This is a genomic window from Mycobacterium sp. 3519A (assembly GCF_900240945.1).
In the GTDB taxonomy this organism is placed as follows: domain Bacteria; phylum Actinomycetota; class Actinomycetes; order Mycobacteriales; family Mycobacteriaceae; genus Mycobacterium.
The window spans coordinates 306,921-326,966 of the sequence record NZ_OESG01000014.1; the positions used below are offsets into that span (position 1 = coordinate 306,921).

A 20,046-nucleotide genomic window follows, 5' to 3' on the forward strand; every position below is an offset into this window, starting at 1 on the left:
TNGGCGGTTTCACGCTGTGATTGCAACAGCGGGTGGTTTTGACGGGTTTGAGAGTAGTTCGTCGAGGGTTTCGGCTGGGGTCTTCCAGCTCAGGGTTTGCCGGGGCCGGTTGTTGAGCTTGGCGGCGACGTAGTCCAGATAGTCTGCCGGGAAGATCGACAAGTCGGTGCCTTTAGCAAAGTATTGGCGCAGCAGTCCGTTGGTGTTCTCGTTGGTCCCGCGCTGCCATGGTGAGTGCGGATCACAGAAGTAGATATCTAATTCCGTCGCTGCGGCGATAGCGGCGTGATTGGCCATCTCTTTGCCTTGATCCCAGGTCAGTGTCTTACGCAGAATCGCCGGCAGCTGAGCCATTTTCGCGACGATGGCCTCTTGCACTGCCAGGGCACCGTGGTCGTCAGGCAAATGCAGCAGCAGCACGAACCGAGTCATGCGTTCGACCACGGTGCCGATCGCCGAACCCGATGCGGTGCTACCCATGATCAGGTCACCTTCCCAGTGGCCGGGTACGGCACGGTCTTCGACCTCCGGTGGACGCTCGCTGATGTTGACCATGTCGCGGATTTGCCCTCGGCGCTGGTTACCGCGTCGTTGAGGCTTGCGCAACGCCCGCCCAGTGCGTAGACATTTGTGCAGCTCACGGCGCAGATTTCCTTTACCCTGCACGCAGATCGACTGATAGATGGTCTCGTGGGACACCCGCATCTCCGCATCGTCGGGAAATTCGATCGGCAGCCGGTTGGCGATCTGTTGAGGACTGTGGTCGTCTAGCAGCCGATTCTGCACCTCAAGGTGCAACCGTTCATTGGTGGCCAGCTTGCGCGGTTTCGGGCGTCGAGCCCGCGCGTGAGCACGCGCCTGTGCGACGCCGGCCCGATACCTCGGCGTGGCATCCCAGCCGCCGTGCCGTTGCGCCCCGAACCGGTACCGCGAACGATATCGTCCACGGCAGAACGCGTTTCGGTCGATCTCACGCATGACCGTCGAGGCCGGGCGGCCCAGCCGCCTGCCGATCTGCCGAATGCTTTCCCCTCTGGCAATGCCGTCTTGAATTTCGTTACGTTCGTCTTCGCCCAGCCGCGACCACTTCCGCACACCGGTCTCATCAGGAAATTTGGGTCTCACCCCGCCAGCATCGGCAAACCAGCGCCAGCCGGTGCGCACCGACACACCGACTGCCTGCGCCGCCTCCACCACCGACGTGCCATCGCCGACATGACCCCAGAACTGACGACCAACACAGGCATAACGCGACGGACGCATCAACAACTCCTCAGCTAGGAGCCGTTGCAATCACCCCTTGAACCTGAGGCGACGAAGCGTGGCATAAGTGGCCACTCAGCTGGACTTGATGAAGTTCTGATACGACCGCGACGGCGTCGGGCCGCGTTGGCCCTGGTACTTCGAGCCGGCCTGCGCGCTGCCGTAAGGATGCTCGGCGGGGCTGGTCAGCCGCAGCAGGCACAGCTGGCCGATCTTCATGCCCGGCCACAGCGTGATCGGCAGGTTGGCGACGTTGGACAGCTCGAGGGTGATGTGGCCGGAAAAGCCGGGGTCGATGAAGCCCGCGGTCGAGTGGGTCAGCAGGCCGAGGCGACCCAGCGACGACTTGCCTTCGAGCCGGCCCGCCAGGTCGATGGGCAGCGTGCAGCGCTCCAGCGTCGAGCCGAGCACGAACTCGCCGGGATGCAGCACGAACGGCTCACCCTCTTTCGGCTCGACCAGCGACGTGAGGTCGTCCTGACGGGTCGACGGGTCGATGTGCGTGTACCGGGTGTTGTTGAAGACGCGGAACAGGTTGTCCAGCCGGACGTCGACGCTCGACGGCTGCACGAGGCCTTCCTCGAACGGGTCGATGCCCAGCCGTCCTGCGGCGATTTCGGCACGGATGTCACGATCGGAGAGAAGCACCAGGCGAGCGTAGCCGCCCAGATGTTAGCCTTCGTGGTCGAACATGCCAGTACCAAAATGCCGATGTAGTTCAATGGCAGAACATCAGCTTCCCAAGCTGAATACGCGGGTTCGATTCCCGTCATCGGCTCCACCTCTACCAGGGCTTTCATGCGATTGCTCTCGATACGAGCGGCTCGCGGTCCCGTAACGGTCCCGTACTCAGTCGGGGAAATCGCCGGGACGTTCTGTAAATAGCAACGACCCGTCCTCGCGCGTGGTCGCAATCGTGATGCCGTCGAACTTCGCGTGAAGCGCGTCCGCTACGTGCTCCGACGCCACGATGCAAAATTCCTCGGCAGCATCGCTCTCTGGGATGTCATTTGCCTTCGCATACGCAGCGAGATCGACGTCGTGGACCGTGACCGTGAACTTCACCTTGGCTGTACTCATGGCGGGAAAGTGTGCCATCGGGTGCTGACGACGGTTGAGAGCCCCGGGCGACTCGCCACGCCTCCTGGACATCCGACCCTCCAAGCCCTAGCGTGCAGCACGCTGCAACGCTGGAGGGATGGGGACAAACGGGCCGTGCAATACGAAGTCAGTGATTTCGCAGGTGCTAAAGAGTTCTTCGAGGGACCGGGGGAACATGAGTGGCAAGAGATCGCGTCGGTGCTGGATGGGACTACACCGCAGTTTCAGCCCAGTGACCAAGCCGGTCTGAATCATCGTCCAATCTTCGATCCAAAGGCGACGAATAGGGAATTGACCGACAGAGCTGCGGCCTTAGGTTGGAAGAAAATCCCTGTGCCGGACGGGCTTAAAGAGTTCGGCTTAGATTGGGACGCAGGGAAACGGACGACGCTTGCTGAGTGGCAGTTCTCAAACTACCCGTTTCTTTGGAACAATGTCATCCGCACTCAAGGCGTCTACATCTCGGATATCGAATTGGCTGGCATGGACGGGGTGGAGGCGCTAATTGTCGTTACCAAGTGCGGCCTATTCCCCGCGTCGAATAGCACGCTCTACTATGAGCAAGCTAGAGCTCAACTTCAAGCTGCGATGAGCTTCAACTCGTTTACCGTTCCGATTCGCCTTGTTGGCCTTGCCATTCCGCATTCATCGACTGAAGTCGAGGCCATGTGGAACGCCTACGCGAACACCCGCTACGACCGGACTCCCGCCAGCCGCGAACTCCGCAGATTCGACATTGCATGGAGTCGGCGGCCCGCTAAGCACGGCAACTACACCGCCTCGTTCTCACTCAAATAGTGTTGGCGCAGGCGCTGAGATTTCACTCGCTGGCGCCTCAATTCCAAGTAAGCGATCGGCGAAGGCGGTCTCTTCAAGTTCCAGCCGATGCTCCAGGTCGGCCAGATGGTGCGCTTCGTCAAATATCTTCGCCTTGGTCCTGTCTGTGGCCGACGCACCTACCTGTACGGCAAACCGGTACCCCGATGCGGGAGTGCCCGTTTCAGATGCGTAGCGGCGCAAGGTCTTTAGGTTGGGGAAGATACCATCGGCATCAGGTTTGATGTTTATGCGCTGCAGGGCAAGCTCGTAGTAGCGCTCGTCAACTTCCGTGCCGACGTAATGTCGCTCGAGATCCTTTGCAGCTACTGCCACAGTGCCGGTACCCATATAGGGATCGAGCACAACATCCGACTGGTCGGTCGTCGCCAGGATGATCCGACTGATCATCGCCTCCGGGAACTGAGCCGGGTGAATCGTCTGCTCTTCATGGTTGTGTTTGACATTCTGGAACGACCAGATGTCGCCTGGGTTCTTCCCGAGCGGATTGCACGTGAGCTCGCCCTTGTTGTCGCCACGCCATGACTTCTTGTTTTGATACTTCTGCGGAACTCGTATCGGATCGAGGTTGAACTTGTAGTTGTCCGACTTGCTGAACCACAGGATCGTCTCGTGCCGCGCGGAAAACTTGTTCTTGGCATGCAAACCGTGCTGGCGTACCCATACGATGCGGTTACGCGACTGTAGGCCGAGATCCTCAAGAATTGGGAAGAACTTCACGTCAAGGGGTATCAGCTGACCCTTGATCGAGTACGAGCCGACCTGCCAGAAAATGGAGCCTGTCGGCTTGAGAACGCGCGCGCAGTGCGTCAATACATCCGCCTGCTCGGAAAGATACAGGTCCAGGGCGCGCCTGGTCTCGTACTCCTTCCCGATGTTGTACGGCGGTGACGAGACAACTAAGTCGACCGATTCATCAGGCACATCCTTGAGCCAAGTTAGGCAGTCACCCAGCTCGATGCGGTCCAACGTCAAGTCGCTCACCTGGTTCTCCTCCGTCTTACGCCGCCGGTAAACGAACTCTACTTTGAGCGACCGACACCTCAGCGGCGCTGCGACAGGCGTGTCCAAGCCGCCCGTTTCAGCCGTGTAGCGGAATCACATTGCTGTAGCTGGGCTCCTGGGCCGGGGCGGCGAGTGCGCCGAGCGCGGCCATGTTGCCGGTGTGGTCGTCGGTGTTGATGAGATGTGCGTACACGGTCAGCGTCGTCTTGACGTCCCGGTGCCCCATCAACTCCGCGATGTCGATCGGCCGGATGCCCGCCGCAAGGCACAGGCTCGCGTACGTGTGCCGCAGCGAGTGGAACGACTGTTCGGGGTCAATCTTCGCGGTCGGCGTGAGCCGGTTCGCGCGCAGCACCGCCGGTCGGTAGACCGCCTTGTAGAACGTCGCGTGGCGCAGCGGCGTCGCCCAATCGAGGACCAATCGCTTCTTGGCCTCGGCCACGGTGAGATCAGCCAAGGCGTCGGCCTGCCGTCGTGCACGGGCCTTCGCGGTGGCTTTCGGCGGCATGTCTTCTGCACCCGTAGTCGCCTCTCTCGGTGCGGGGGCCGTCGCGGGTACGCCGGTAGGCCGGGGACGCGTCAACGTCGTGCCGGGGAACAGCGGGGCGTCGGGCTCGTCGCCTCGCGGATGTGCCGCGAGGTAGTCCCGCAGCAACTCGGTCGTCTCGGCGGTGAGCGGCACGCGGCGGTAGCTCTGCTTGGTCTTCAGCGGGCCGTACTCGATGGCCGCACCCTTCGCCCGCGCGGCCTGCTCGACTCGCAGCACGCCAGGCTTAGCCGGGGCGTTTGGGTTCAACGGCGGGTCTGGCAGTTCGACGTTGGCGATGGTTAGCCCGCCGAGTTCCGCCGCCCGCAGACCCGCCCAAGCGGCAACGTGCCCCAGGACGTCGTAGGGCCAGGGCGTCGCTGCGACGAGAGCCGAAACTTGTGCGGGCGTGAGGAATTGCGCCCGATCAACGACTACACCGACTTGACCCCCGTTAGTGCCTGTCTCTGTGGGGAGCTTGATGTACTCGGCGGGGCTCTTCGGCAGCCGGCCATCCACCACGGCCTGCTCCAGAACCATGCGAACGGTCCAGAACGCGTGGCGCACGGTGCTCGGCTTCTTGCCCGCCTCGGTGAGCCGGTTGACCCACGCCTGGATGTACTCGCGGGTGATCCTGTTGAGCGGGTAGCCGCCGAACACCGCATCGATGCCGAGCGTCTTGCCGTCGCCGCGTCGGGCTGCGGCCGGGGCGAGCGCGTAGCGGTGGTTCTCGGCGTTGTTGCGGGTGTCGGCCTTGCGGGACTCCAACCAGATCGCCGCCGCGTCGCGGAAGAGCATTTTGCCCTTGCCGGGATCGAAGTCCATGCCCGTCAACGTCTCGGTGTCGGCCTTGGCCGCGAACGCCTTGGCGTCCTTGCGGGTACGGAACCCGCCCTTGCTCCGCTCGGTGCCGTCTGCGGCGTACCACCGGACGACGTACGTTGTTGTGCCGCTGGCGCGTACGCGCTTCTGAATCCCTGCCATTGGTCCTCGCTCCTTGCTAACTACTGATGGAAAATTCGTGCACGCTACGCGGGGAGGGCAGCCCCGCCATCGACACCCCTACCCCTGTCCCCGACCGGGGGTGCCTTCAGCGCCGAGCAGTTCCTCGGCGTAGTAGATGGCTGTGGCGCCGTCCGCGAACCGCACGCGGTGCTCCATGTCGCCGCCGACGTTGCGCGTGCTGTCGACCATGCCGCGCTTGCCGGTGTGCGGGTCGCGCGGTAACAACACGACCACGCGACTGCGTGGCGGGTAGTACGTAGCCTTCATGAAACCGCCTCCAATTCGGTTGTAGCCGTGGCACTCTGATAGATGCGTCGCACGGTGGACGGCTGCCAGGTTGGCCGACCAGCAGGCGACAGGATCGCCTCGGCTTCCAAGGCGCGGGCGATGCGGCCGAAGCTCAGGCCCGCGTTGCGGTCGAGCACGATGCGCCGCACGACGCCAGCGGTCGCGAGTCGTGGTCGTCCGATGCGCTCACCGCGTGCCTTCTTGGCGGCCAGGCCTGCCTTCGTGCGCTCGCTGATGAGTTCACGCTCGTACTCGGCGAAGTTGACGACCGTCCGCGCCATCATGCGACCCGCAGCGGTCGACAGGTCCAAGTTGATATCGAGCACGACGAGCGACCAACCTTGCGCTTGCGCTGCGTCAATGATGTTGGCAGCATGGACTATTGATCGTGCTAGTCGGTCGAGCTTCGCCACGATCAGCCCGTCGCCCTGGCCCGAGGCGAGCAGCTGCAACGCCTCCTGCAGGTTGGCGTTGATGTACTTGCCGCTCGCGCCCTCATCTGCGAGGTGCTCCACCGTCCAGCCCCGCCGTGCGGCCTCGGCGTCGATGGCCGACCGCTGCGCTTCGAGGCCGTTGCGGCTGTCCGCCTGCTCGTCGGTGCTCACACGCGAGTAGCCGAAGTACAGCTTCGATTCCATGTCGTCTCCCTCGGGTTGGGGCGTAACCGTTCGGTTCCGCCTTACGCCTCGATTCTACGCCAACAGCAAACTCATTAATTGCTCTGGCCTCGTTCTTTACCGGCCGTAGCCACGCTCGCGGCGTGCGGTGTCCGCAGCCTCTTCCAGGGTCATCAGCCCGGTATCGCGCGGCATATCGTCGCCGCCGTCGTTCCCCTCGCCGGGGTCGCGCATCTCGTCCTCAGGACTCTCGGGCGGCGCGGCGGGGCCGCTCTCCTCGGCGGGCTCGACTACCTCGACATCGAGCGGGGCAGCCAGGGCGGGCGTGCTGATGAATGGGCGCCCTTGCTGGGCACGGTGCTCGGCGCGGGATATGGTGGCGACGCCGGTGATGTCGTCCATGAGCTGCTCCCACGGCTTAACCTCCACGGAGACTTCGGTTTTGGCACCAAGGCCCGCGCGGTCGAGTGCGTCGCGAATCGCGTTGAGCTTCACCGCTTCTGATTCAGCACCGGTCGCCATGCCGAGCAGTTCGCGGGCCATCCGGTCGGCGGCAAGCTCCAGCCGTTGCTTGGCTTTGCGCTGGACCTGCGGGGCTGCGCCACCGTGTGTTCGGCAGACGGTCATGCCGCGGTTGGCTGGCTTGAGGCACCGCTCACCGTTCTTCCGTACTGCTACGCAACGATTTTGATCGTTGCGATCGAGCCACCAATCGTCCGAGTACACGTCTTCACTAGGCATGCCTTGGCCTCCAATCTCGTTGGTTTACATGGTGTTTCAATGTTGTTGTTATGCAGCCGTTTTGCGCTTTCGATGGTTTTCGAGGCAGTTCCGGGTGTGTGAGGCTGCTGAATCGGGCCGTTTCGATCCTCCATAGGTCGTGATCTCCTGCGGTCTGCTCTTGGTCTCCACACAAGGCCAGGGCGGGTGTCCGGTGACCTAGGGAACCGAACCCGTTCCCTATAGGCGGTCCGGGAGGGAACGAGTTCCCCTCCCGGCCGCGTCCCGCCTCGGCGACGCAACCCGTTCCGGCCTCGGGAACGAGTTCGGAAATAGCCCTCTAACAGGTACTTTCGCCCGTTCACGATTCAACCCGTTCCGAACCCGTTCCGGCCTCGGGAACGACTTCCGAACCCGTTCCCGCGCCGCCGAATCCGTTCCGCGCCGATCCCAGACCCACGCGGTCGCGCTTCACCATCCGCGAGCCTTCGTTGCGCTCGCAGTTCTTGACCACAAGCCTCCCGTTGACCTTCAGTTGCTTCAGGACTTCCCGCGTCTTTTCGCGGTTGCCGCCCACCTTTTCGGCCACACCGGTCTCGGTCAGATCGAAGTTGTTGTCTCGAACGACCTGCAGAATCTGATCCACGGCCTTATCGGTCCGACTCTGGCCCGTGGCGGTCTGGCCGCCGAACTGCCTCGCCTCCCATTCGACGGACGACCACACGATCGCGTCGGGGTCGCTGTCGTCGCGGTTAAGTGTCCAATCGACCTCAAGGCGCCTCCCACCGCCTCGGCGGCTGCCGGTCTCGACCTCAAGAAGAAACTTGCCGTTCTCCAGATCAGGTGCGCTCCGGTGCTTCTGGAGGATCCATGAGTCGGCCCACTGCGCCATCCCCGCCTGGGCGATGTTGTCCAGGTCCAGACGACCGCTCGCCGTCTTGTTGAAGTGGTCGCCCACGATCAACGCGGCCTCGCCGCCGACCAACATCCGCAAGTTTGCGAGCATCGGCCCCCGCGCGTAGATATTGCTGACTTCCACGTCGTTCGGGTGGTAGGCGTAGAGCGGATCGAGAACCACGAGCTTCGGTTGCAACTCGTCAAGGTGTCTCGTCACGGCCTGGATGAACTCGCCCTCGGTCAGCGTGCCGACGCCGAACTCAGCGCCGAGCGGTATATCCAGCAACGCGTCCGAGGTGATCCCATATCGCGCCGCAATCACCTGGTGTCGGTTTGCGAAGGTGTCCTGACCGCCCTCACCACAGAGGTAGAGGACTGGCCCCGGCGACGTGGCGGGGTACTCATCGAACAATGCCGAGCCGGTCGCGACCGCCAGCGCGATCGCTTGAAGGTTCCACGTCTTCAACGCCTTCTTGTCGCCACCAAGCACACCCGCCGACCGCTCAGGCCAGATACCCCGGACCAACCAGCGCATCGGCTTAATCGGCTGGCCAAGCTCCCGCGCGGAGACGAGTCGGAACCGATTGGCTGCTGTCGGGGTTGCGTCGATCCCTTGCACACCCGCAAGCCAGTCCTCGATGCCCGCCACGGCTCGCGTCTTGGCATCTTCATAGGCAAGCCGCTTCGCATAACGCGCCTCCAACTCGGGCAGGTTCTCGGCGTTCGCCGCATACACCGCAGCGCTTACCGACCGTGCGAAGTCAGCCGGGTCGAGGGTGTCGCCGCGCTCGGCGTAACTGTGCCGCGCCGCCTTCTCGATTTGCTTCGCGGCCTCGGCCCAGGAGCACCAGCCGACCAGCGCATCACGGGCAGCCTCTTGCAGGGCTTTGAACGCGGCGTTGCGGGTACTTCCCTCCGCGTTCCGCACCGAGGGCACGATGTACTCGGTCAGGTGCCAGGTCTGCTCGCTGCGGGTGTGCTCGGCGGCAAACCGCCCCACTTGCTCGTCGGTCGCCTCACCCGCACTGGCTTTGGTGGGGTCGACACGCAACCCGTCGAGCCACGCTTCGGGAAGCTCAGGCCACTCCGCGAGGGGCGGTATCACCCCGCCCAGTACCTCGTTGCCGCTGCGCTCGTCGTAGACCTTGTATCGTTCGCCGTTCCGGTGGTAGCTCGGCGGTACCACCATGAGCCGAAGGTGTCGTTGGATCAGGTCAATGTGACCGTCGCCGCCGTCACCGGACTTCAGAGCCGCCTTGCCTTCCCAACCATTGGGCACGCGGAAAAGGCGAATTCCGCTGCCGCAGTCGAATCCACGCGCGGTCACACGCCACGTCGGCGGGAGAACGCCAAGGCGGTCCTCGTGTTCGGCGAGCGTCGACAGGCCACGTTTGCCGTCGTAGCCATCGACGTCGAGCCCGACGCCACCGACCGGCATCCGCACACCGATCTGGAGGCTGCCAACGGCGCCATCGCGGATGCAGCCCTCGACCCTGGCCGGCCAAGCATCAACATGCTCAGGCGTCGCATCGACACCGTCACGCCCGAACAGGCCCCGGAACCAGGGAACCTTTCGGCCGTCCTTGCCTTCGGTCGCGACGCGACCAAGGGGGAGGGGGTGGTGGCCGTTCCTCATCAAAACATCAGCGGCAGCGCGGAACTCGTCAGCACCCAGGCCAGTACCATCGCTGGCTATCGCTGCACTACCGTTGCGGGATAACCGCTTTCGGGTTCGGGGTTCGTTCGCTAGACTCATCGTCGCGTCCTACGGGTCGCGGGTCGTTCACGTTCCTCGGCATGCACGTCCCTTTCCTCGGGTGGGTTGTTCTGTTGCCCGGTTGGCTTACACGGCTGACCGGGCAACAGGCTCTCCAGCCCTCATCGGGGCGCACCCTCAGCGAGTCGGTACGTGCTCGCCTGACGACGCGACTCCACCCAGCGCCGTAAGTCATTGACGCTGAAGTAGTTCCCGTTTCCGAATCGAGTCGGCTCCAGCTCCCGCCGTAGAACGGCGTACTTGATCGTGCGGCGGGTGATCGGGTACCCCCACTCGCGCAACTTCTGAAATGCCGCCTCCTGGTTGAGGTTTGCGACATCATCAGGGTTCGGGTCCACGTTGATGCTCCTTCAAACACAAAACACCTGGCCTACGCTGAAGGTTCTCCTTCAACGCACGCCAGGTGTCATGGGTGTTCAGCGCAATCCCGCCGGCCAACGGCTCCAAGCTCCCGCCGGTCGTTTCTGTTGATTCAATTATCGCCCCGCCCCTCGGAGGCGAGTTACCGAGAGCCTACCCGAACCGCCGCCGGATCGCCGACGTAAGCGCGGCCCGAAAGTGGTTACGCTGCAGCCATTTTGTGACTCACTCAGGCCAGCAGTTGGCCCAATGCCGTTCGCGCCACTCCATGTGCCTTCTGTCGTTGTCATTGCCGCGGTCTTGCTCGCCGCAGCCAAGGCAGCGGTACATGTGGCCGCCCTTCACGACCGGCACGTCGGTAAGCCGGATGATCTTGCGTCGCCGTAGCTCCTCGCACGGCGTGACGTCGATCAGCGCGTGCAGCGTCGCCCGCAGCACGGCAGCGAGTTCGTCGCGGTGCTCGCTGCCAGCTTCTTGCACAAGGCTGTCCACCCTCGCCTTGGCGCAGTCCTTCCATGTGGTCGGTCCCACGGGTCTCTCCTCATATTGGGGTTGAAGTAGCAGACCCTTTGCGAGAGCGACAAAAAGAGCGCAAACACCGGAGGGCCACCCCTTTGGTGAAGGACTCTTCTGGGGCTAACCTTCGACGCTTGCGCTCGGTGATCGTGACTTGAGCTGACCTTGAACCGAACGGCTGTCGGCCACCGTTGGTGACGACGATGGTATCCAAGGACCCGCACCCCGTCCAGCCCCGTAGGCCGATGCCGCGTTCGTCGCATCCGATCCCTCGCCGAACGGCCCGCATCGCGTCTCCGTCCCGATGAGCGGCCCGGACGGCGGTCGCTAAGGGACCGGTCGAACCGGGGACCGAGGGTCGATCCGCGCGCCGGGTGGTAGGTGGCCTTGAGCCCACACCAAAGCCTCACGGAGCCGAGTCCGCTCCAACTCTCGCGCCGCTAGATCGCACGATTCGCAGCAGCGGAACACGAACACGAACGGGTCGCGACTCGCGACCATCATGTTGGTGAGCCCGCCGACTCGACCGACACCGCATTCGTCGGCCAGAACGATCTGGCAGTCGCCTCGGCTGTGGAAGTCATACACCTGCGCATACAACTGGAGCAGACCAGCGTGATAGTCGACGCCGCGCTCAGCCTTTCCCGGCAGTCGTCGCTTACTGACCATAACCGTGTTGCTACCGACGAAGTGGATCAGCGCTGCAGAAGCGTTCAGGTCGTCGGGGTCGTATGAGGCACCATCGGCGGCATGATCGTCGTAAGTGATCTGATCAGCGGCCATGGCCAGACGGAGGTTGCGATGCGCCTTGGCGACGACCTTGTATATCGGCGGGCATCGGTCGGGATCATCCCAGACCACCATCCGCCGCGCCCACCCCTGCCGGCTCACGATCTCTTGGGCGTCAAGTATCGCCGTGACCGTGGGGTGATCAGGCTGCGGGGGCTGTTCGATGGCCGGGAACTTCGCCATGATCCTCGCGCGCTCAATCTCGTTGATATTCATGCTGTTCGATTTCCTTTCCGGTTGTAGCGCGCCGCCCCGGCGGTGCGGCTAGGCCGCGTGACGATGAAGCGCCACAGTTCCTCGGTCGTGTACATGCGCCGTCCTGCAACGATCCGGCAAGCCAGTTCGCGCCGGTCGGTTACCGTCTTGATCCATCGCTCGGTGACCGGGACGCCGATGCCCGCGTACCAAGCGACGGCATCAGCGGCCGTCTTGTCTGGGACGGGGGACACGTCCAAGTGCGCTGGCGGGTCGGGCACTGGTACCGGAATATCCACTCTTGCCATAGTTTTCGCCTCTCCTCGGTATTTCCGAGTTTAGGCGGCGGAACCGTACCTCCGCCGACTTAAGACGGCCGCATCAGGTGCCAATACCGTTGCGCTGTATCGTTATTCGAGCGCACTCGCTCGTCGCGGCGCTACCCTCGGTCGAAACGGATACCCGACGAACGGAATACGAGATGTCAAATACTCTGGAACGACTGCACATCTGGGGCGGTGAGGGTCGACGCAAGGGCGTCAGCGTGGCGGGCGATGTGCTCGTCAACGAAACCGCCGACGGCGTCAACCTCAACGACATCTGGAACGAGATACAAGCGGCGCTGGGCGTCTACAACGAACACCGCTCTACGATCGTGCGGTTGCTCTCGTATCCGACAACGGCCGTCGCTGACGTCATCCCCCAGAGCGTCGAGGGTGAATCCTTCGAGGTGGCAACGGAAATGGGCATTCCGACCGCTCTGCGCGAGCCTGCTGACTATCTGCGCCTCGGTTACAACTTTCAGGATTACGACAAGCGTCTGTCGGCTTCGTGGAAATTTTTGAGGTCAGCAACGGCCGAACAGGTCGAGGCTCAGGTCACGCGCATCTTCGAGGCCGACAACCGTCTCGTCACGGGCACGATCCTGCGCCGACTGCTCGACCCCGCGCCTCGGTTCAACGAATGGCAGCACACCTGCTACGGGCTCTGGTCGGGCGACTCGATGGTCCCGCCCGCACACCTCGGAAAGTCTTTCGACGGCAACCATACTCACTACCTGACGTCCGGTTCGACGCACATCGACTCGCAGGACGTCGAGGACATGATCCGCCACGTCACCGAACACGGCTACGGTCGTTTCGGTAACCAAGGCGGGCAGCTCATCATCCTCGCCCACCCGAACGAGATCGAGGATATGACGTTGTGGCGGGCGGGCGTCGAGTACGCCGCCGGCAAGGTGCCCAAGTTCGACTTCGTGCCGTCACAAGCCGCCCCGGCCTACTTCACCACGGAGCACCTCGTCGGCGCGGTCGCACCGAGCGAGTTCGAGGGGCTCCAGGTGCTCGGCAGCTACGGCGACGCCTGGCTCATCGAGTCGCACTACGTGCCAATGGGGTACGTAATCGTGGCCGCGACGGGCGGGCTCGACTCTGACCGCAACCCGGTCGGCTTCCGCGAGCACGTCAATCCGGCGTATCAGGGGCTGCGCCATATTCCGGGTCGTGGTCCGTACCCGCTGACGGACAGCTTCTATGCGCGCGGGTTCGGGGTTGGCGTTCGACACCGAGGCGCAGCTGTCGTCATCCAGGTGACGGAAAGCGCCGTCTACACCGCGCCGACCATCCAGACATAAGGCCACCAACCATGTTTGAGCGCTACAGCCTCTCTCGCGACCCTGAGAAGGACTACCGCGACAAGTCTGAGTTCGGCATGGAACCGGGGCTCGTGCTGCCCGGCAAGGAGACCGCGCCGATACCCGATGGCGGGGTGTATCGGGGGAAATGCCCGCCGGTCGAACTCACCCCCAGCGCGGACCTCAGCGTGCAGGTCCGAGAAACCCGATGGAGTCGCGGCGACCCGCCGCGCGGCTATGCGGGCGAGCGGGTCGGGTAACCCTCGCCGTGCCGTCGCAACATGCCTACGCCCCGTGCAGGTCGCAGCAACCGCACCCCTAGACGGCCCGGTCACGGGGCGGAGTTACTGCCTTTCGACGCCCAGTGGCCGGCTGCCTCTGCGGCGCGCTAGTTGACTCGCAACAGAATCGGTGTCCACGGGTGTTCGCCGACCTCCGCGACGCCTTGACTGTCGACGGTGATACCGCGGAACGACCGGTGACCGAGAGCCCAACGCCGTTGCCGAATCTCGGCCAACGACCGCCGCCGCCAACGAGCACCGTTCCATCCCGGTGGCGCTTCGCCGCCAGGCTGTCGGAACCAATCCGGCGTCAGGAACACTTCCTCGCCGTACATGGTCAACTCGGCTACGTGCGCGTCGTATTCGACGCGCTCTGGTGCCATCTTCTCGTCAACCTTTTCCCAGAACCATTTGTAAAACTCGCGTACCGCTGCTGTGTACCGGCCGACAATCGGCTGTAGGTCAAACGACTTGCCCTGCTGCTCAAGGTAAGTACGTACCTCTGCGTTCAGGGCGTCCCACTTCAATAACGGCTCAACACGCAGCCGAAACTGGAACTCCGCCATGGGTACCGTCTGGGAGAACTGCCATGCCGGGTTCAGATAAGGAAGAAACTTGTGCTGGGAATAGTTGCGCAGTTCTACGAGCAGCTTCGCTTCGTCTGCTTCGAACACGGCGAGGCGCTTTTTGGTGTACTCGCCGCGCTCGAACTCGGACAGCTGTTTGCCAATGCTCGGCCAGATGTCGCGTAGGACTGCTCGCTGACCCGAGATGAGCGACTTCACCGAGCCGAGAAAGTTCGCGAGGAGTCGGGCCAGCTCGATGCCGAAGGGGTCGCCCACGTCGGGGTTGAACGGCTGGCTTTGGCCGATCTCGGGATATCGCCAAATGTGAGCCTGCAATTCCTCCGCGTTCCTGCTGAAGGCGTACGACGTCAGGTTCAAATCCTTCATCATCGCGATGACCTCGAACGCCCGCATCTCCATCAACATCGCCTGGCGCCGCTTGTACTCGGCAATCCACGGGTTGGTGTAGATCGTCTCGGACGTTCCTTCGCCGACGTCCTCAGCAGGGGCCTCGCTCATAGAGCCAATTCTGCGGCCGCGCTCCGACACATCTTGGCGTGTCGGCGGGCGTGTCCAAATGGTCCCGTAACGGTCCCGTAGACGCAGCCGAACCGAGGGCGTACCTAGGCCGTACCGGCGCGCGCCGCGACCCGTACCGAAACCACTTCTAGCAGCGCAAACGGTGCTAGTCGTCAGCGCTCCGACCAGCGGCTATCGCTCACCTGTTCGGACGTAGAAAAGGCTTCCCAAGCTGAATACGCGGGTTCGATTCACGTCATCGGCTCCATCACAATGGAAGCCATGGAAGCGACCCGCGTCGACAAGTGGTTGTGGGCGGTCCGGCTGACCAAGACCCGCCCCGACGCCGCTGCGGCATGCCGGGGCGGGCACGTCCGGGTCAACGACCGACCCGCCAAGCCCGCCACCACCGTGTCGCCCGGCGACACCGTGCACGCCCGCATCGGCGACCGCACCCGCATCGTCGAAGTGACCCGCGTGATCCACAAGCGGGTCGGCGCCGCCGACGCCGTCACCTGCTACCTCGACCGCTCGCCCGCACCACCCTCGACGCCGTATGTGCCTGTCGCCGTTCGTGATCGCGGCGCCGGGCGGCCGACCAAACGCGACCGCAGGCTCCTCGACAAGTGGCGCGCCAGCTACGGGCGGCCGTAGGCCTTCGCGATGTCCGGCGAGTCCAGCCACCCCGAGTACGTGGGTCGCGACGGCCAGCCTTCCGGCGAGTCCTGCCACTCCTCCTGACGCCCGAACGGCAGGATGTCGATCAGCCCGAACGTATGGCTCAGCTGTTCGGTGCCACGGCCATTCGTGTGCCACGTGCGGTAGACCGTGTCGCCGTCACGCAGGAACACATTGACCCCGAACCCGCCACCCGGCGGCGCGTCGACATCAGCGGAGAACGAACTCTCCGAGGACGAGTACCACTCCATCTTGTTGCCGACCTTGTCCCGGTACGCCAGCGCCTCGTCGATCGGTCCGTTGGTGACGATCACGAACCGCGCGTCGTAGTTGTCCAGGAACTCCAGCCGGGTGAACTGCGACGTGAACCCCGTGCAGCCGCCGCACTGCCACTTCGCGCCGTCCTCCCACATGTGGTTGTAGACGATCAGCTGCGAACGGCCCTTGAACACGTCGACCAGCCGAACCGGGCCCTCCTCGCCGATCAGCGTGTACTCACCCATCTCGACCATCGGCAGCCGCCGCCGCTGCGCCGCGATGGCATCCAACTCCCGCGTGGCCGCCTTCTCCCGCCGCCGCAACTCGTCGAGCTCCTTACGCCAGGTCTGCACGTCGACAACCGGTGGCTTGGCCATGAGGCTCCCCTTTCTCCTCCTGTACAGACAGCACTAGCGCGCGAAACTCATCACGACGGCGACGGATCGCCGGCGAGGAACTCCCGCAACTGCTTGAATCCGCCATGCCGCCTGGCCTGATATGCCCAGATCGCGGCGATGATCGGCAACGGTCCGAAGGCCACCCACCAGCGTGCGGACGGCGGCACCAACTCCGCGATGAGCTGGCTGCGAGGCACACCGTCGACGGTGGCGGGCAACCATTCGTTGAGCAGGATCGTCAACATGCGGGTGGCCTCGAACGGACCAGCGACCGTCGCCAGAGCCCAACTGACGCACGAGATCAGCAGCGCCCAGGGCCATGCGAACATCAACGACTGATCGTCAACGATGTCCGCCGACGACCGAATGGCCTCGCCGACGAACGCGATGCCCAACACGGCCAACAGCACCCCGACTTGAGCGGTCAGCAAATCATCGAGCACCGGGTTGGACAACTCGTCCCCTGATCTGGTCGGCAGCCCGAACGCCAGTGACACCAGCCCCGCCAACAGGGCCACCAGCGCGAGCGCCGACGTCGAGTCGTCGATGCGCATGAACGAGTCGGTCAGAATCCGAGCAACGAGCTGGGACGAAGCGGCGGGCCGCGTGCGGTAGAGGATCATCACGATCAGGCCGGAGATGACGATCGCCATCAGCCATGCCACCACCGCCGCGCAGATGATCACCAGCGCGACCGACCCGATGATCGGCACCAACTGCGAGTTTTCGACTGCACCGTTGCGCACCACGAGCAGCGGTACGACACCGATGACCGCCAACCCCGCTGCGCGCACCACCAACGCCAGCGTGAACAGAGTGATGTCGCCGGCGTCCACGTCGGGGTCGCGGCGCCGAATCGCCGCCAGTTCGGCCCTGAGCACCGTTCGCGCACGCCGGAACGACATCCACGAATCGTCCCACCGTTGCAGTCGCCTCCGCGGTCAATAAGGAAGCATCTGAGCCATGGCGGGACTACTCGAGAACAAGGTCGTCATCGTCGCCGGCCTCGGCGGCATCGGCAACGGCCTGGCGCACCGCTACGCCGACGAGGGCGCGCTGCTCGTGATCGGCGACCTCGACGCCGACCTGACCGCGCGGGTGGCCGCCGAGGTCGACCCGTCCGGTGCGCGCGTCAAAGGGCTACCGCTCGACGGTGCCGACGAGGACTCGGTCGAAGCGATCGTCGACCTCGCCGTTCACACCTTCGGCCGCCTCGACGGCATGCACGTCAACTTCACCAACGCCGCCGACGCCTATGAGCCCGGGGGCGTCGTCGAACTGCCACTCGAAGCGTTCGACGAAGTCATGCGCGTCAACACCCGCGGGTTCGTCATCTGCGCCAAGCACGCGATCCCGCCGATGATCGAAGCCGGCGGCGGGTCGATCGTGTTCACCGCATCCATCGACGCCTACAACGGCGCAGGCACCCGCGTCTCCTACGCCATGAGCAAGGCCGCCGAACTCGCGCTGATGCGCCACATCGCGCGCCGCTACGGACCCAAGGGCATCCGCGCCAATGCCATTGCGCCAGGCCTGATTTGGCACTACAAGTTCGACGAGCAGTGGATGCCCGACGACATCGTCGAACAGACAAGGGCACGCCAGATGATCAAGTCTCGCTTCGGAAAACCCGACGACGTGGCCGCATTGGGTGCGCTGCTGCTGTCCGACGACGGCAGCTTCATCACCGCCCAGACCATCAGCGTCGACGGCGGCGTCACCTTCCGCCCGTGAGCCTCAGCGGTAGTAGGTCTCACCGCCGGTCGGGTAGCCGCCACCCGTGGTGGTGACATGCACGTGGTCGAAATGGCCGTAGCCGCCGCTCTTGGCGCCGCCCGGGGTGTAGTAGACCCCGCGCCAGATGGCGTCCTGGATCCCGAAGACCTTCGCGTTCTGCAGCACGTACGCCACGATCTGGTTGCCGAGCGCGATACCCGCGGCACTACTCGGGTTGGGGATCATCACGTCGAGCGCCAACCCGTTGGGATGCCACCGCAGCGCATCCGGTCGGACGCCGCCGATCGATCGGATCTCGGGAAAGTCGGCGCTGATATGGCGCGCGGTCAGAATCGTCCTGACCTGCAGACCCTTCTCGGGTGCGACGCCCGCTGGCAGTGCACGGTCGACCACCCGGTACCGCGACGCCGCCGAAACGAATTGCGCGGGTGCGGGATTCGCTCCCGGCGGCACCACTGACGGCAGTCCGGGCGGCGCAGCGACGATCTCGAAGCAGCACGGCGCGGGCGGTTCGGGGGCGGGTGCGGGCTTGGGCGCGACCGGTTTGATCTCGCGTTCGGCGGCCAACGGATGGACGTCCGCGGCGACGGCGAAGAACATGGCAGCCGGGGCGATGAGCGCAGCCAGCGCCACAGGTGGCTTACGCCGCTGGATGGCTAATGAGTGCCGGCCCACGCAAGCACGATACGAAATACCAGGGGCAAATGTCACGAAGTTGTCACGACGCGGTCACAGAACGGGGGTCACGCGGTTCGGACCCCCAGCCGACGCGTGCACCATTTCCGCAGGTCAGGCACCTACGGCCGCCGATCACAGAGTCTCGGTCGACGTGTGAACAATCACGGAATCGGAGCGGCGCCCCCACCCTGGGATTCCTGCAATCCGATGCATTCGCCGGTGTTCGCGCCGGTGCACGGAATGCCGTCGACCTCGGGCATGGCCGGGTTGCCGGGCACCGCCGATTCCCCGCCCGCAGGCGCGCCGCCCATCACGCACGCCCCGCTGGTCTCCTCGGTGACGTAACCGGGCGGGCATTCAGCGACGTGCGTCAGCGTCGATGAAACGCCTACGGCGGCAACCGCCGGCGCCGCGGCAACGGCGAGGGCGAATGCGCCGAGAAGGATGGATCGCCGCGACGAAAGCTGCAGAGTCATCGCCGCTCCTTTCTGAAGTCTCCGGTTATTCACACCAGAGGTCATCAACTGTAGGCATCGCCGCTGCTTACGGGGCCGAAATCGCAGGTTGAGAAGTCTGCTCCCGAGTAAGCTGCCCGAGCAGGGGTGACCCGCCATGAGCGACGCTGCAGAACTGACCATCGAACTGCGCGACGTGGTCCGTGAATACACGGTCGGGGGTCAACCGGTTCGCGCGCTCGACGGAATCAGCCTGCGCCTGGCCGGCGGCCAATTCATATCCATCGTCGGGCCCTCGGGTGCGGGCAAGAGCACCCTGCTGCACGTGCTCGGCGCGCTGGATTCCCCCGACTCCGGTTCGATCACGTTCGACGGCGACGAGATCGGCGCCCTCACCGACGAACAGCAGTCGGCGTTCCGGCACCACCGCGTCGGCTTCGTCTTCCAGTTCTTCAACCTGTTGCCGACGCTGTCGGCATGGGAGAACGTCGCGGTCCCCAAACTTCTCGACGGGGTCCGGTTGAGCAAGGCCAAACCCGACGCGTTAAGGCTGCTGGACCGGGTCGGACTGGGCGACAGGATCGAGCACCGCCCGTCCGAACTGTCCGGCGGGCAGATGCAGCGGGTCGCGGTGGCCAGGGCCCTGATGATGGATCCACCGCTGATCCTGGCCGACGAGCCGACCGGAAACCTCGACACCACAACGGGCGCTGCGATTTTGGCGCTGCTCGCCGAGGTCGCGCACGAACAGGGCCGCGGCAGGGTGGTCGTGATGGTGACGCACAATCCCGACGCCTCGGCCGTCACCGATCGGGTGATCACATTGCAGGACGGGCGGCTCACGTCCGACGAGATGTCGGTACTGCCGTGACCATCACCGCCGCGGCAAGCCGGTTGCGGGTGTTCAGTCTGCGTGAGCTCGTCGTGCATCGTCGACGGACCGTCGC

The 20,046-nt window shown here is 64.1% G+C and carries 25 protein-coding genes and 1 tRNA gene; 8 read left to right on the top strand and 18 right to left on the bottom strand.

Features of this window, described 5'->3' with window-relative positions:
- Nucleotides 1-9: 9 nt before the first annotated feature.
- Nucleotides 10-1,263: an IS30 family transposase gene (locus C1A30_RS22650; RefSeq protein WP_235010148.1), complete on the bottom strand. Its 1,254-nt coding sequence runs from the start codon at nt 1,261-1,263 to the stop codon at nt 10-12.
- Nucleotides 1,264-1,338: 75 nt separating this feature from the next.
- Nucleotides 1,339-1,911, bottom strand: a complete 573-nt coding sequence (dcd, locus tag C1A30_RS22655; protein WP_101950627.1) for a dCTP deaminase — start codon at nt 1,909-1,911, stop codon at nt 1,339-1,341.
- 59 nt (nt 1,912-1,970) lie between these two features.
- Here dcd and C1A30_RS22660 point away from each other — a divergent pair.
- A tRNA-Gly gene (locus C1A30_RS22660) sits at nt 1,971-2,044 on the top strand.
- A gap of 68 nt (nt 2,045-2,112) precedes the next feature.
- Here the strand turns inward: C1A30_RS22660 and C1A30_RS22665 are convergent.
- The gene (locus tag C1A30_RS22665; protein WP_142392647.1) at nt 2,113-2,343 is read right to left on the bottom strand and encodes a hypothetical protein; all 231 of its coding nucleotides are present in this window, start codon (nt 2,341-2,343) and stop codon (nt 2,113-2,115) included.
- Nucleotides 2,344-2,478: 135 nt separating this feature from the next.
- Here C1A30_RS22665 and C1A30_RS22670 point away from each other — a divergent pair, with 135 nt between their 5' ends.
- Nucleotides 2,479-3,162, top strand: coding sequence for a restriction endonuclease (locus C1A30_RS22670; protein ID WP_101950629.1), 684 nt, complete (start codon nt 2,479-2,481; stop codon nt 3,160-3,162).
- Here the strand turns inward: C1A30_RS22670 and C1A30_RS22675 are convergent.
- The 6 genes from C1A30_RS22675 to C1A30_RS22700 all read right to left on the bottom strand — a co-directional run bounded on the left by C1A30_RS22675 (nt 3,151) and on the right by C1A30_RS22700 (nt 9,448).
- Entirely contained in the window at nt 3,151-4,185 is a 1,035-nt protein-coding gene (locus tag C1A30_RS22675; RefSeq protein ID WP_101950630.1) for a site-specific DNA-methyltransferase, read from the bottom strand. The genes C1A30_RS22670 and C1A30_RS22675 overlap by 12 nt on opposite strands.
- A gap of 97 nt (nt 4,186-4,282) precedes the next feature.
- Entirely contained in the window at nt 4,283-5,716 is a 1,434-nt protein-coding gene (locus C1A30_RS22680; RefSeq protein ID WP_101950631.1) for a tyrosine-type recombinase/integrase, read from the bottom strand.
- 78 nt (nt 5,717-5,794) lie between these two features.
- A complete protein-coding gene (locus C1A30_RS22685; protein WP_101950632.1) occupies nt 5,795-6,004 on the bottom strand; it encodes a hypothetical protein in 210 nt (69 codons plus the stop codon).
- A complete protein-coding gene (locus C1A30_RS22690) occupies nt 6,001-6,663 on the bottom strand; it encodes a recombinase family protein (protein ID WP_101950633.1) in 663 nt (220 codons plus the stop codon). The genes C1A30_RS22685 and C1A30_RS22690 overlap by 4 nt, the downstream gene beginning before the upstream one ends.
- Nucleotides 6,664-6,759: 96 nt before the next feature.
- The gene (locus C1A30_RS22695) at nt 6,760-7,383 is read right to left on the bottom strand and encodes a hypothetical protein (protein WP_142392648.1); all 624 of its coding nucleotides are present in this window, start codon (nt 7,381-7,383) and stop codon (nt 6,760-6,762) included.
- Nucleotides 7,384-7,723: 340 nt separating this feature from the next.
- Nucleotides 7,724-9,448, bottom strand: coding sequence for an AAA family ATPase (locus C1A30_RS22700; RefSeq protein WP_369974171.1), 1,725 nt, complete (start codon nt 9,446-9,448; stop codon nt 7,724-7,726).
- A 9-nt stretch (nt 9,449-9,457) separates the two neighbouring features.
- Between C1A30_RS22700 and C1A30_RS36535 the strand changes: the two genes are divergently transcribed.
- The gene (locus C1A30_RS36535) at nt 9,458-9,979 is read left to right on the top strand and encodes a hypothetical protein (RefSeq protein ID WP_369974172.1); all 522 of its coding nucleotides are present in this window, start codon (nt 9,458-9,460) and stop codon (nt 9,977-9,979) included.
- Between the two features lie 158 nt (nt 9,980-10,137).
- On the opposite strand, the gene C1A30_RS22705 is transcribed toward C1A30_RS36535, so the two are convergent.
- The 4 genes from C1A30_RS22705 to C1A30_RS22720 form a co-directional block, all read right to left on the bottom strand.
- Nucleotides 10,138-10,374 carry a hypothetical protein gene (locus C1A30_RS22705; RefSeq protein ID WP_101950636.1) on the bottom strand — a complete coding sequence of 79 codons (237 nt, stop codon included), beginning with the start codon at nt 10,372-10,374 and terminating at the stop codon, nt 10,138-10,140.
- 247 nt (nt 10,375-10,621) lie between these two features.
- Nucleotides 10,622-10,927, bottom strand: a complete 306-nt coding sequence (locus C1A30_RS22710) for a hypothetical protein (RefSeq protein ID WP_142392649.1) — start codon at nt 10,925-10,927, stop codon at nt 10,622-10,624.
- 312 nt (nt 10,928-11,239) lie between these two features.
- Nucleotides 11,240-11,917, bottom strand: a complete 678-nt coding sequence (locus C1A30_RS22715; RefSeq protein ID WP_101950638.1) for a hypothetical protein — start codon at nt 11,915-11,917, stop codon at nt 11,240-11,242.
- Entirely contained in the window at nt 11,914-12,204 is a 291-nt protein-coding gene (locus C1A30_RS22720; RefSeq protein WP_142392650.1) for a hypothetical protein, read from the bottom strand. The genes C1A30_RS22715 and C1A30_RS22720 overlap by 4 nt, the downstream gene beginning before the upstream one ends.
- A gap of 173 nt (nt 12,205-12,377) precedes the next feature.
- On the opposite strand from C1A30_RS22720, the gene C1A30_RS22725 reads away from it, so the two are divergent.
- Nucleotides 12,378-13,529 carry a hypothetical protein gene (locus tag C1A30_RS22725; protein ID WP_101950640.1) on the top strand — a complete coding sequence of 384 codons (1,152 nt, stop codon included), beginning with the start codon at nt 12,378-12,380 and terminating at the stop codon, nt 13,527-13,529.
- Between the two features lie 11 nt (nt 13,530-13,540).
- Complete coding sequence (locus C1A30_RS22730) at nt 13,541-13,789, top strand: hypothetical protein (RefSeq protein WP_101950641.1); 249 nt, start codon at nt 13,541-13,543, stop codon at nt 13,787-13,789.
- 128 nt (nt 13,790-13,917) lie between these two features.
- On the opposite strand, the gene C1A30_RS22735 is transcribed toward C1A30_RS22730, so the two are convergent.
- Entirely contained in the window at nt 13,918-14,895 is a 978-nt protein-coding gene (locus tag C1A30_RS22735) for a hypothetical protein (protein ID WP_101950642.1), read from the bottom strand.
- A gap of 282 nt (nt 14,896-15,177) precedes the next feature.
- Between C1A30_RS22735 and C1A30_RS22740 the strand changes: the two genes are divergently transcribed.
- Nucleotides 15,178-15,549: an RNA-binding S4 domain-containing protein gene (locus C1A30_RS22740; RefSeq protein ID WP_101950643.1), complete on the top strand. Its 372-nt coding sequence runs from the start codon at nt 15,178-15,180 to the stop codon at nt 15,547-15,549.
- Here the strand turns inward: C1A30_RS22740 and C1A30_RS22745 are convergent.
- Together C1A30_RS22745 and C1A30_RS22750 are read right to left on the bottom strand one after the other, a co-directional pair.
- A complete protein-coding gene (locus C1A30_RS22745; protein WP_101950644.1) occupies nt 15,534-16,208 on the bottom strand; it encodes a DUF899 family protein in 675 nt (224 codons plus the stop codon). The two genes, C1A30_RS22740 and C1A30_RS22745, sit on opposite strands and share 16 nt — an antisense overlap.
- Before the next feature lie 50 nt (nt 16,209-16,258).
- Nucleotides 16,259-17,134, bottom strand: a complete 876-nt coding sequence (locus C1A30_RS22750) for a hypothetical protein (RefSeq protein WP_101950645.1) — start codon at nt 17,132-17,134, stop codon at nt 16,259-16,261.
- Nucleotides 17,135-17,192: 58 nt separating this feature from the next.
- On the opposite strand from C1A30_RS22750, the gene C1A30_RS22755 reads away from it, so the two are divergent.
- Nucleotides 17,193-17,963 (top strand): SDR family NAD(P)-dependent oxidoreductase, encoded by a 771-nt coding sequence (locus tag C1A30_RS22755; protein ID WP_235010150.1) that lies wholly within the window; start codon nt 17,193-17,195, stop codon nt 17,961-17,963.
- 3 nt (nt 17,964-17,966) lie between these two features.
- Here C1A30_RS22755 and C1A30_RS22760 read toward each other — a convergent pair whose 3' ends face one another.
- Together C1A30_RS22760 and C1A30_RS22765 are read right to left on the bottom strand one after the other, a co-directional pair.
- Nucleotides 17,967-18,641 (bottom strand): hypothetical protein, encoded by a 675-nt coding sequence (locus tag C1A30_RS22760; protein WP_101950646.1) that lies wholly within the window; start codon nt 18,639-18,641, stop codon nt 17,967-17,969.
- A 164-nt stretch (nt 18,642-18,805) separates the two neighbouring features.
- Nucleotides 18,806-19,120 carry an intersectin-EH binding protein Ibp1 gene (locus tag C1A30_RS22765; RefSeq protein WP_101950647.1) on the bottom strand — a complete coding sequence of 105 codons (315 nt, stop codon included), beginning with the start codon at nt 19,118-19,120 and terminating at the stop codon, nt 18,806-18,808.
- Nucleotides 19,121-19,274: 154 nt separating this feature from the next.
- Between C1A30_RS22765 and C1A30_RS22770 the strand changes: the two genes are divergently transcribed.
- A complete protein-coding gene (locus tag C1A30_RS22770; protein ID WP_101952813.1) occupies nt 19,275-19,970 on the top strand; it encodes an ABC transporter ATP-binding protein in 696 nt (231 codons plus the stop codon).
- Nucleotides 19,971-20,046: the final 76 nt, after the last annotated feature.

What these genes read in the sequence shown, in the direction of transcription:
- C1A30_RS22720 (WP_142392650.1), bottom strand. Translation starts at nt 12,204, where the DNA reads ATGGCAAGAGTGGATATTCCGGTACCAGTGCCCGACCCGCCAGCGCAC.
- C1A30_RS22695 (WP_142392648.1), bottom strand. Translation starts at nt 7,383, where the DNA reads ATGCCTAGTGAAGACGTGTACTCGGACGATTGGTGGCTCGATCGCAAC.
- C1A30_RS22735 (WP_101950642.1), bottom strand. Translation starts at nt 14,895, where the DNA reads ATGAGCGAGGCCCCTGCTGAGGACGTCGGCGAAGGAACGTCCGAGACG.
- C1A30_RS22765 (WP_101950647.1), bottom strand. Translation starts at nt 19,120, where the DNA reads ATGACTCTGCAGCTTTCGTCGCGGCGATCCATCCTTCTCGGCGCATTC.
- C1A30_RS22690 (WP_101950633.1), bottom strand. Translation starts at nt 6,663, where the DNA reads ATGGAATCGAAGCTGTACTTCGGCTACTCGCGTGTGAGCACCGACGAG.
- C1A30_RS22755 (WP_235010150.1), top strand. Translation starts at nt 17,193, where the DNA reads ATGGCGGGACTACTCGAGAACAAGGTCGTCATCGTCGCCGGCCTCGGC.
- C1A30_RS22725 (WP_101950640.1), top strand. Translation starts at nt 12,378, where the DNA reads ATGTCAAATACTCTGGAACGACTGCACATCTGGGGCGGTGAGGGTCGA.
- C1A30_RS22650 (WP_235010148.1), bottom strand. Translation starts at nt 1,263, where the DNA reads ATGCGTCCGTCGCGTTATGCCTGTGTTGGTCGTCAGTTCTGGGGTCAT.
- C1A30_RS22730 (WP_101950641.1), top strand. Translation starts at nt 13,541, where the DNA reads ATGTTTGAGCGCTACAGCCTCTCTCGCGACCCTGAGAAGGACTACCGC.
- C1A30_RS22715 (WP_101950638.1), bottom strand. Translation starts at nt 11,917, where the DNA reads ATGAATATCAACGAGATTGAGCGCGCGAGGATCATGGCGAAGTTCCCG.
- C1A30_RS22740 (WP_101950643.1), top strand. Translation starts at nt 15,178, where the DNA reads ATGGAAGCGACCCGCGTCGACAAGTGGTTGTGGGCGGTCCGGCTGACC.
- C1A30_RS22700 (WP_369974171.1), bottom strand. Translation starts at nt 9,448, where the DNA reads ATGGTGGTACCGCCGAGCTACCACCGGAACGGCGAACGATACAAGGTC.
- C1A30_RS22745 (WP_101950644.1), bottom strand. Translation starts at nt 16,208, where the DNA reads ATGGCCAAGCCACCGGTTGTCGACGTGCAGACCTGGCGTAAGGAGCTC.
- C1A30_RS22680 (WP_101950631.1), bottom strand. Translation starts at nt 5,716, where the DNA reads ATGGCAGGGATTCAGAAGCGCGTACGCGCCAGCGGCACAACAACGTAC.
- C1A30_RS22750 (WP_101950645.1), bottom strand. Translation starts at nt 17,134, where the DNA reads ATGTCGTTCCGGCGTGCGCGAACGGTGCTCAGGGCCGAACTGGCGGCG.
- C1A30_RS22665 (WP_142392647.1), bottom strand. Translation starts at nt 2,343, where the DNA reads ATGAGTACAGCCAAGGTGAAGTTCACGGTCACGGTCCACGACGTCGAT.
- C1A30_RS22685 (WP_101950632.1), bottom strand. Translation starts at nt 6,004, where the DNA reads ATGAAGGCTACGTACTACCCGCCACGCAGTCGCGTGGTCGTGTTGTTA.